Source organism: Pallidibacillus pasinlerensis (assembly GCF_009996845.1).
In the GTDB taxonomy this organism is placed as follows: Bacteria; Bacillota; Bacilli; order Bacillales; family Caldibacillaceae; genus Pallidibacillus; species Pallidibacillus pasinlerensis.
This window is the reverse complement of the sequence record NZ_JAACYS010000094.1, coordinates 1-9493: the sequence shown is the minus strand read 5'-3', so window position 1 is coordinate 9493 and position 9493 is coordinate 1. Positions and strand designations below refer to the sequence as shown.

Genomic DNA, 9493 nt, shown 5'->3' with positions numbered 1-9493 from the left:
TTTTATCATCACCTATAATCTTAATATTTTCAAATTTTGTAATTTTAGTATAAGTTGTCCATTATCAAATTTAAATAAATTATATGAAGTTGGCGGCGACTCCAGCGGGATAAGCGTGAGTCTTGAGACCCCGCAGGCGAGCTTGCGAGTCCGAGGAGGCTCAGAGCAGCCCCTAGGAAAGCGTCCGCCAACGAAATGTTATTTTTTCTTATTCATCATATTCGCAATCGTATTAAAATCTAACTTACTTCCATCGTTTACAATCGTTTTTACAATCTTATCCTCTAATTCCTTAGGTACATCGCGTCCAGCAATACGTGCAACTTGTTGAACGACTTGGCGTACAGTATTTTCATCCTTTAAATTCGCATATTGCAATGAATTAGCTAATTGAAAAATATCATTCATATTAACTCCAGTTTTATTTTCTAATCCTTTAAAGAAATTTTGATCCATTCGAATATTTCACGCTCCTTTTTAAACTACTTTATACTATGCTAAAACTTAATTTGGGTTCATATGGTCATCAATCTTTTTTATTTTACAAAAGAAAAGGACAGGTGTTGACCTGCCCTCCTTATGATTTACCCATAGAAACTTGCTCCGACAATAATTAACAAGATAAATAATACGACGATTAACACGAATGTACTACCGCCGCCATAGCCACCACCGTAGCCATAGCCACCATAGCCTCCGTAGCTACAACCGCCGCCGCAGCTTCCAAAGCCCCAGCTCATATTTTTCACCTCACTTATCGTTCTTACAATCCTAGAATATGTAAAATGTTCATAAAGTGTATAGGCGCTTTCGAAATATTTACACTTTAAACCATAAAAAAAAAGACCACCTCCATATTTTGAACCTTTTTCCCAGGTCAAATTTATTGGAGGTAGTCATTATATTGATATATAATTAATTTATCAACATTTGATGTTCTTCACCTTAGTAAATGATTATGCTTTACCTGAAGAACCAAATTCGCGCATCTTTTCAATTACTGTTGCTTTAATTGCTTCACGTCCAGGTCCAATGATTCTACGTGGATCGTATACTTCACTATCTGTATTTAAAACTTCACGAACCTTTTTCGTAAACGCAATTTGGTTTTCAGTATTAACGTTAATTTTCGCTGTTCCTAAAGAAATGGATTTTTGGATTTGTTCAGTTGGGATACCAGTACCACCATGTAAAACTAATGGTAAATTAATTGTTTGACTAATCTCTTCCATTTCTTTGAAGCCTAATTTTGGCTCACCTTTATATGGTCCATGTACAGAACCTAATGCAGGAGCTAAGCAATCAACACCAGTTAGTTTTACTAATTCTTCACATTCTTTCGGATCAGCATAAATTACACCATCAGCGATTACATCGTCTTCTTGTCCACCAACAACACCTAATTCTGCTTCAACTGATACACCACGTTCATGAGCATATGCAACAACTTCTTTTGTGATTGCAACGTTTTCTTCAAATGGTTGACTGGAAGCATCTATCATAACAGATGTGAATCCGGCATCAATCGCTGCTTTACATTTATCAAAGCTTGAACCATGGTCTAAATGTATCGCTACTGGTACAGTAATTTTCATTTCTTCAACAAGTGCTTTTACCATCGCTGTTACAACAGAAAAACCACCCATATAACGAGCCGCACCTTCTGAAACACCTAAAATAACTGGTGATTTTTCTTCTTCGGCAGCTGCAAGTATAGCTTGTGTCCATTCTAAATTGTTAATGTTAAATTGACCAACAGCATAACCTTCTTGATAGGCTTTGTTTAACATCTCTTTCATTGAGACTAAAACCATGATGATTCCTCCTAATTTTGCGAAAAGTTTATTAGCGAGATTAAGAATATAATCTACTGCCTAATTTAAAGTTATCATATAGAAAGCTCTTTTGACAATACTAAAAGATTTTTATCTACTGAATGTTTTTCAGCTAATATCGTAGCAATTTCGTTATCTACAATTTCATTATTGATAATACCTACAGCTCGGCCACCTTTACCTTCCATTAAAAGTTCTACTGCCCGAGCCCCGAGGCGACTAGCTAACACACGATCAAATACAGTTGGGGACCCACCCCGTTGCATGTGACCTAAAATTGAAACACGCGTATCTACACCAATTAAATCTTTGAGCTGCTTACTAATTTCACTACCGCTTGCCACTCCTTCGGCCACAACGATGATACTATGTTTTTTCCCCCGTTTATAACTATTTTTCAAACGGTCAACAATCTCATTTATGTCATAGTCATCTTCAGGTATTAAAATGGATTCAGCACCACCTGCAAGACCTGACCAAAGTGCAATATCCCCAGCATTACGTCCCATAACTTCAATAATAAATGTACGTTCATGGGACTGTGCAGTATCTCTAATTTTATCAATAGCATCAATTACAGTATTTAATGCAGTATCAAAACCAATCGTAAATTGGGTACCAGGAATATCATTATCGATTGTTCCAGGGACGCCTACACACGGAAAACCATGTTTCGTAAGTGCATTAGCGCCTTGGAAAGATCCGTCTCCTCCGATAACAACTAAACCTTCAATACCAAATTTTTTTAGTTGCTCAATTGCCTTTAGCTGCCCTTCTTTCGTTTTAAATTCCTCACATCTTGCCGAAAGGAGCATAGTGCCACCACGATGAATAATGTCACCTACTGAGCCTAAGTCAAATTTTTCAATATTTCCATTGATTAAACCTGTATAACCACCTGTAATACCATATACTTCTAACCCGTGGTAAATGGCTTTCCGAACGACTGCTCTAACAGCAGCATTCATTCCAGGTGCATCTCCCCCACTCGTTAAAACACCGATTTTTTTCACGTACTCACCCCATATACAAAGTTAGATAATAGACTGCTATTTTTCTATCACTGCTTTTACCGCAGCAATTACTTCATTCGTTGTACTCATTTGTAGAGCTTTTTGAGCTAAATCTTCCATTTCTTTTTTTGAAAGACGTAAAATTTGTGCTCTTGCTTTTAAAATTGAGGTTGCACTCATTGAAAATTCATCTAACCCTAAACCGAGTAGTAGCGGTATTGCGAGTTCATCGCCAGCCATTTCACCACACATACCTACCCATTTTCCTTCTTTATGCGCAGCATCAATAACCATTTTCACTAATCTTAAAATCGCTGGGTTATAAGGTTGATATAAGTAGGAAACTTTTTCGTTCATACGGTCGGCAGCCATTGTATATTGGATCAAATCATTCGTACCTATACTAAAGAAATCAACTTCTTTCGCGAATAGATCTGCCATCACAGCTGTCGACGGAATTTCAACCATGATTCCTACTTCAATCTCATCTGATACTTGAATTCCTTCACTAATTAGCTTTTGCCTTTCTTCTTGAAGCATTTCCTTTGCAGTTCTGAACTCATCTAAAGTGGCAATCATCGGAAACATAATTTTTAAATTTCCATATATGCTTGCACGGAGTAATGCCCGTAATTGGGTTCTAAAAATACTCTGTTCTTCAAGACATAAACGAATTGCACGGAAGCCAAGGAACGGATTCATTTCTTTAGGCAAGTTTAAATATGGAAGTTCTTTATCCCCACCAATGTCCAATGTACGCACAACGACAGGTTGTCCTTTTAATCCTTCAAGAACCGTTTTATAAGCTTCAAATTGTTCTTCTTCTGTTGGCAACTCATTTCTTCCCATATAAAGGAATTCTGTTCGGAATAAGCCGACACCTTCGCCACCATTATTAATGACGCCCTCTAAATCTTGAGGTGTACCAATATTAGCTACAAGATGTACTTCGTGCCCATCAACCGATTTTGTTTTTTCATGTAGTAATTTAGCCCATTCGGCTTTTTGTTCTTCAAAACGAATTTGTTCTTTTTTATATTGTTGAACAACTTCCTCGGAAGGATTTACATGAACTTCTCCTTTTAAACCATCAACAATAATCAAATCACCATCTTTTATTACTTCAGTAGCTGTTTTCGTCCCAACGACCGCTGGAATTTCCATCGAACGAGCCATAATCGCTGAGTGAGATGTCCGGCCTCCAACATTCGTTGTAAACGCTTTTACATATTGACGGTTTAATTGCGCGGTGTCTGAAGGTGTTAAATCCTCTGCCACTAAAATTGCATCTTCCTCAATCAGACTAGGATTAACGATTTTTACACCGAGCAAATGAGATAGAACACGCTTCCTTACATCCCGAATATCTGCAGCTCTTTCTCTCATATATTCATTATCCATCTGCTCAAACATTTCAATGAACATATCGGTAACTTCTTTTAATGCATATTCAGCATTTAAACTCTCTGATTTGATTTTATCTTCAACTTGATTTATTAATTCAGGATCATTGAGTATAAATATATGCGCATCAAAAATTTCAGCTTTATCTTCACCTAACTCAAGTTTTGTTTTATCGCGTATAGCTTCTAAATCACTTATGGAAATGGTAAGTGCGTCTTGTAGTCTTTTTATTTCAGAAGTTGTATCTGATACCGTTTTCTTTTCAATGGATAGATCCGGTTCTACTAAACGATACGCTTTAGCGATCGCAATCCCGCTGGAAGCAGCAATTCCACGTAAAATAGTCCCCATTATTCAGCCAACCCTTCATTAATTAATGTATCTTTCAAAGCAGCTAAAGCCGCTTGTTCGTCATCCCCTTCTGCTGTAATGATTAATTCATCACCAAGACCAATTCCTAACGCCATTACACCCATAATTGATTTTAAGTTCACTTCTTTTCCCTTTGCTTTAAGGTTAATATTAGAAGTAAATTTACTTGCAGTTCCTACTAATTTTGAAGTTGGACGTGCGTGTAAACCTTGTGGATCAATTATTGTAAACTGTTGACTAACCATTATTATCTAACTCCTTTTTCCTAATATAAACGATTAGTAATCATCATAGATTTTTTCATTTTATTTAAATAAAACGCGAGAAGATAGATTGCATAGCATCACTATTTCAATCCATAATCACCATTAAACTACATACTAATGATTATATTTTGTCTATATCTACTATTTTTATGTTCGAAGAATAAAAAAACCTAAGCAATGTCCACACACAAAATAGATGCGTAGACTCTGCTTAGGTCATGCCTTAAAAAGTAACACCCTAAAAAGAGACGTTTATATTAACTTTTTTTATTTTCTTCGACTAATCTTTCAATATATATGACTAAATAGACGATTTCATCATCAGTAACTTGCCATTGAAATTCTTTTTTTATCATTTCTTTTATTAATAGAGCACAGGCATAACTTCTCATATATTGCTCTCGAATTATCTCAGAAAACTGATCATCATCCATAGGGACATCATCTGTATTATTATTATTCATCTTCTGACGTGCAATCAAGTAGCGTAGATGAGTTACAAATCTAGAATAGGTAATTGTTGTTTTATCCAATTCTATTTCATAAAATTGTTCAATAATATAAATGACATTTTTAATTAACTTAATACTTTGCATAGTATTTTCCATTGAATTACTATCGCCTTGTGCATTCACAAAGTGCAAAGCAATAAAAGAGGCCTCCATTTCTGGGAGTGAAATTCCTAAATCCTCACGAATAATTTCCAATGCCATTTTCCCAATTTTATATTCTGTGGAATATAAATAAGGGACTTCGTATTGTAAAGGATTATCTTCTATTAAATCTTTATCCCTTTCAATTGCAAATTGAATATGGTCTGCTAACGAAAGCAATATTGAATGATTTAATTTACCTTTTAATTGTTTTTCACCTAAACTGACGATTTTCTCGGTAACTATTAGTACTTCAGTAGAAATATCCTCTAATAGTTTACTAGTTTGAATATTTTTTTCGTTCTTTTTAGGATGAAAAACTTTCTCGGCACTACTTAGATCAATAAGATCACCAGTCTTTTTTTTAAAGCCTATACCTTTTCCAAACAAAATTATTTCATCATTTGTATCAGCAGATTTTGCTAATACTATGTTGTTGTTTAATGGTTTTATAATTGTGAGCATAAGTATTCTTCTCCTAAAAATCCATGAAGAAAACCAATCCAAAATAATAAACGCTTACATTTACATTGCATTGAATAGGTTGTGCCTGATCGAGTCAGTAACACCCCTTCACTTAGTACTAGTATACTGTATTTCTGGAATTTGTCAAACAAAAACCATATTTCTATACAAATAATTTAATATCAAACTCATCCTTTTGATTTAAAAATTAATGCGCCGATAAATGCAAAGATGATCGCAGCTGAAATACCGGCACTCGTTACTTCAAACATTCCAGTAATTACCCCAATAAGACCATGAGCTTCCGCTTCTTGCATTGCACCATGTACTAAAGAATTTCCGAAACTCGTAATCGGAACCGATGCTCCTGCACCGGCAAAATCTAATAAAGGCTCGTACCATCCTAATCCATCTAATATTGCTCCACATACAACTAATATGCTTAATGCTTTCCCTGGGTTCATTTTAAATACATCAAATAACAATTGACCAATGACACATATAAGTCCACCAACAACAAATGCCCAAAAAAACATCGCTAACATCCGAATCCCTCCTAAACATTATGTATTTTTTCAATCCATTTCAATCGCCACTGCATGAGCGATACACGGAATCGATTCTCCTTGTTGGACTGATAATGGTGAATGCAAGGAACCTGTTGCTACACATAATATCTTTTTGTAAGTGCCGTATTTCATTTGTTTTAGCAAATGACCGTACAAAACGGCTGCTGATAAACCTGAACCACTACCTCCAGAATGTACTTCTTGATCATCTTTATATATCATTAACCCACAATCTTGGAATTTTTCTGATGGTAAATCAATCCCCTTCGCATGAATTAAATCTAAAGCAGCTGCACGACCAACTTTTGCTAAATCACCCGTAACGATTAAATCATAATCTTCATGAGTTCGACCAGTATCTTTAAAATGGGCAAGAATTGTGTCGACGGCAGCAGGTGCCATTGCCCCCCCCATATTAAAAGGATCCGTCATTCCCATATCAATAACTTTTCCGATAGTAGCCATTGTTACTTTCGGTTCATTTTGATTTTGTTCATTTTGTTCTGTAACGATGGCAAAACCAGCTGCGGTTGCTGTCCATTGAGCCGTAGGTGGTTTTTGTCCCCCATATTCAGTTGGATAGCGGAATTGTCGTTCTGCCGCTGCGTTATGACTTCCTGAACCCGTGAGAACATGTTTTGCTCCTTGATAATTAACAATAAATGCAGCAAGTGCTAATCCTTCCATTGAGCTTGAACATGCACCACTAATTCCGAAATACGGAATTCCAACGTTGCGAGCCGCAAATGTCGTTGGTGTAATTTGGTTAATTAAATCACCGGCAATTAAAAATTCGATATTTTCCTTTTGCAGTTTTGCTTTTTTTAAAGCAATTTCAATAGCTTCATCAATAAGTAAACGGTGGGCTTTTTCATATGAATCTTCGCCCATCCACAAATCATCGTGTAACAAATCGAAGTCTTCTGCTAACTTTCCGTTCCCTTCAAAAGGTCCACCCGTAACTCCGGTAGCTACAATGACTGGCCGCCTCGGAAAGACCCAACTCTGTTCTCCTTTTAACATATTAAAAACCTCCTAAAAACCATTGCGTAATTAACGTTTTAATAATCGCAACGACAAATGCGGAAAAAACACCGAATAAGATTACTGACCCCGCCATCTTAAACATATTTCCGCCTACACCCAATACAAATCCTTCTGTCCGATGTTCAATGGCAGAAGAGATTACTGCATTTCCAAATCCGGTAATAGGTACAGCACTACCCGCTCCTGCAAATTGTCCAATTCGATCATAAACACCAAAACCTGTTAACAACATAGAAATAAAAATCATAGTCGCTACTGTTGGGTTCCCAGCCGTTTGTTCTGTAAAATTAAAAAAGTATATGTATAAAAAGGAAATTGCTTGTCCAATCAAACATATTGTGCCACCAACGAAAAAAGCAACGACACAATTTCTTAAAATCGGACGTTTCGTCTCATGTTTTTTTTGTAACTGATCATATTCCTTTTGTTCTGGTGTTTTTTCTTTCTGCGACATAAAACACTCCTCCCTTACGTTTGTTCTCTACTTAATTTAATAATTTTTTGTAATTGTTCCTCTCTTTTATCTACTGGCCAATTTTCCTCTTTTACCTTATCCTTTAAACGAACCGCTTCTAAGAAAATTTTATAGTCACTAGATACCGTAAAATTTTCATTTGGAAATTCCTTTTCTAAAGTTTCTTTTAATTCCTTTTCAATTTTTTTCATACGAAAACGTTTCGTATGCCGTACTTTAATCGCTACTAAACAATCCTCTTTTCCAAGAACAATGGCAGAGTCGTACAAATCATCAAATGTTAAAATAATTTCTCGTATTTTCTGAGCCATTTCTACTCTACTTTCAGAGTCTTCTACGGAAAGTGGTGCAGGATTTACTTCAGTAAATAGAGCGGTAATAGAACCTTCTGATGCTTGATTCGAACTACAGGCGGATAAAATAAAAATTAAACAAAAAAAGAGGATGGAATACCTACTTAAATTTTTTTTCATATTTTTCCCTCACAAAATAAATCTCATTATTTACTTATTATTTTACTCTTAAATCTGATTTCTATGTAAGATATCCGATTTTACAATAAATGTATAAAAAAAGACTAAACCTTTGCTAATCTAATATCTAAACTGCATATTAGATTAACGAAGGTTAGTCTAGACTTTTAAAACTTTATATTATACATTATTACTCCTGATTTTGTTGCTCTTCCCGCTCTTGTTGAGCTTGCATTCTCCTTCTTCTACCACAGCCACATCTACTTCGCCGTCTCCCAATTTCTTTTCTTGATTGACGTAATTGTAGTGTCGCTTCCCTTGTTCTTGTTCTCCGCAAGTTTATCCCCTCTTCCTCGCTTTTTTTATTAGTTTACGTATTAAAAAGTTTTTCCGTTACAGATTATTTGTCCATTAACAACCCAATTATTAATTCTATAATTGCGGCCACTGCTGCTACGGCTAAAATCAAAATAGCGATCTGTGCATAAAACGGAAAATAAAGATAAAAAAGAATTAAAAAAATGCTTACCCACATACCTGTACACCAATGACAACTGAGTAATTCTCCAATCCATTTTCTTAAACCACTTCCTTTTGTTTCTATATAAAATTCTATTTCTCCATGTTCGTTTATTTCCTCAACTTCTTCTATAAACGGTTTCCTTACAAACTCAGTAATTTTATCAAAAACGATAAGCCTTGTTAGACGAAAGGTAGCTAGAGCAATTAAAACAAATTCCCATACCGTCAATTCGAGCGTCATTGGCATCCCCCCATCTTATGTATATAAAAGTAGGCTCACTTTTATAATTAATTCATCCAAAAATAGGCTTTTAAATGATACCGATTGTGCACTATTTACATAGTCTGTAAATGAATAAGAATTACTTGCGATAAGGAGGATATTTATGGGACATAAAG

At 35.5% G+C, this 9493-nt stretch carries 12 protein-coding genes and 1 pseudogene; all 13 read right to left on the bottom strand.

Translation table 11 applies throughout. The annotated features are described in order from the left end of the window. Positions 1–198: 198 nt before the first annotated feature. Positions 199–456 carry a stage VI sporulation protein F gene (locus GW534_RS14815; RefSeq protein ID WP_161921764.1) on the bottom strand — a complete coding sequence of 86 codons (258 nt, stop codon included), beginning with the start codon at positions 454–456 and terminating at the stop codon, positions 199–201. A gap of 128 nt (positions 457–584) precedes the next feature. After that, positions 585–668, bottom strand: a pseudogene (locus GW534_RS16590) (YjcZ family sporulation protein); the annotation flags it as partial. Between the two features lie 288 nt (positions 669–956). Further along, a complete protein-coding gene (locus GW534_RS14805) occupies positions 957–1814 on the bottom strand; it encodes a class II fructose-bisphosphate aldolase (RefSeq protein ID WP_161921762.1) in 858 nt (285 codons plus the stop codon). Positions 1815–1888: 74 nt separating this feature from the next. Continuing rightward, positions 1889–2848: a 6-phosphofructokinase gene (gene pfkA, locus GW534_RS14800; RefSeq protein WP_161921761.1), complete on the bottom strand. Its 960-nt coding sequence runs from the start codon at positions 2846–2848 to the stop codon at positions 1889–1891. Positions 2849–2884: 36 nt separating this feature from the next. Next, on the bottom strand, positions 2885–4603 hold the full coding sequence (ptsP, locus tag GW534_RS14795) for a phosphoenolpyruvate--protein phosphotransferase (RefSeq protein ID WP_161921760.1): 1719 nt from the start codon (positions 4601–4603) through the stop codon (positions 2885–2887). Beyond that, positions 4603–4869, bottom strand: a complete 267-nt coding sequence (locus GW534_RS14790; RefSeq protein ID WP_161921759.1) for a phosphocarrier protein HPr — start codon at positions 4867–4869, stop codon at positions 4603–4605. The genes ptsP and GW534_RS14790 overlap by 1 nt, the downstream gene beginning before the upstream one ends. Before the next feature lie 278 nt (positions 4870–5147). Continuing rightward, entirely contained in the window at positions 5148–6008 is an 861-nt protein-coding gene (locus tag GW534_RS14785) for a PRD domain-containing protein (RefSeq protein ID WP_161921758.1), read from the bottom strand. Positions 6009–6196: 188 nt separating this feature from the next. Continuing rightward, a complete protein-coding gene (spoVAE, locus tag GW534_RS14780; RefSeq protein WP_161921757.1) occupies positions 6197–6553 on the bottom strand; it encodes a stage V sporulation protein AE in 357 nt (118 codons plus the stop codon). Between the two features lie 30 nt (positions 6554–6583). Further along, positions 6584–7600 carry a stage V sporulation protein AD gene (gene spoVAD, locus GW534_RS14775; protein ID WP_161921756.1) on the bottom strand — a complete coding sequence of 339 codons (1017 nt, stop codon included), beginning with the start codon at positions 7598–7600 and terminating at the stop codon, positions 6584–6586. A 1-nt stretch (position 7601) separates the two neighbouring features. Next, entirely contained in the window at positions 7602–8078 is a 477-nt protein-coding gene (gene spoVAC, locus GW534_RS14770; protein ID WP_161921755.1) for a stage V sporulation protein AC, read from the bottom strand. A gap of 14 nt (positions 8079–8092) precedes the next feature. Beyond that, positions 8093–8572 carry a YhcN/YlaJ family sporulation lipoprotein gene (locus GW534_RS14765; RefSeq protein ID WP_161921754.1) on the bottom strand — a complete coding sequence of 160 codons (480 nt, stop codon included), beginning with the start codon at positions 8570–8572 and terminating at the stop codon, positions 8093–8095. Positions 8573–8762: 190 nt separating this feature from the next. After that, positions 8763–8909: a hypothetical protein gene (locus GW534_RS14760; protein ID WP_161921753.1), complete on the bottom strand. Its 147-nt coding sequence runs from the start codon at positions 8907–8909 to the stop codon at positions 8763–8765. A 63-nt stretch (positions 8910–8972) separates the two neighbouring features. Further along, positions 8973–9335 (bottom strand): DUF1360 domain-containing protein, encoded by a 363-nt coding sequence (locus tag GW534_RS14755; protein ID WP_161921752.1) that lies wholly within the window; start codon positions 9333–9335, stop codon positions 8973–8975. Positions 9336–9493 lie beyond the last annotated feature (158 nt).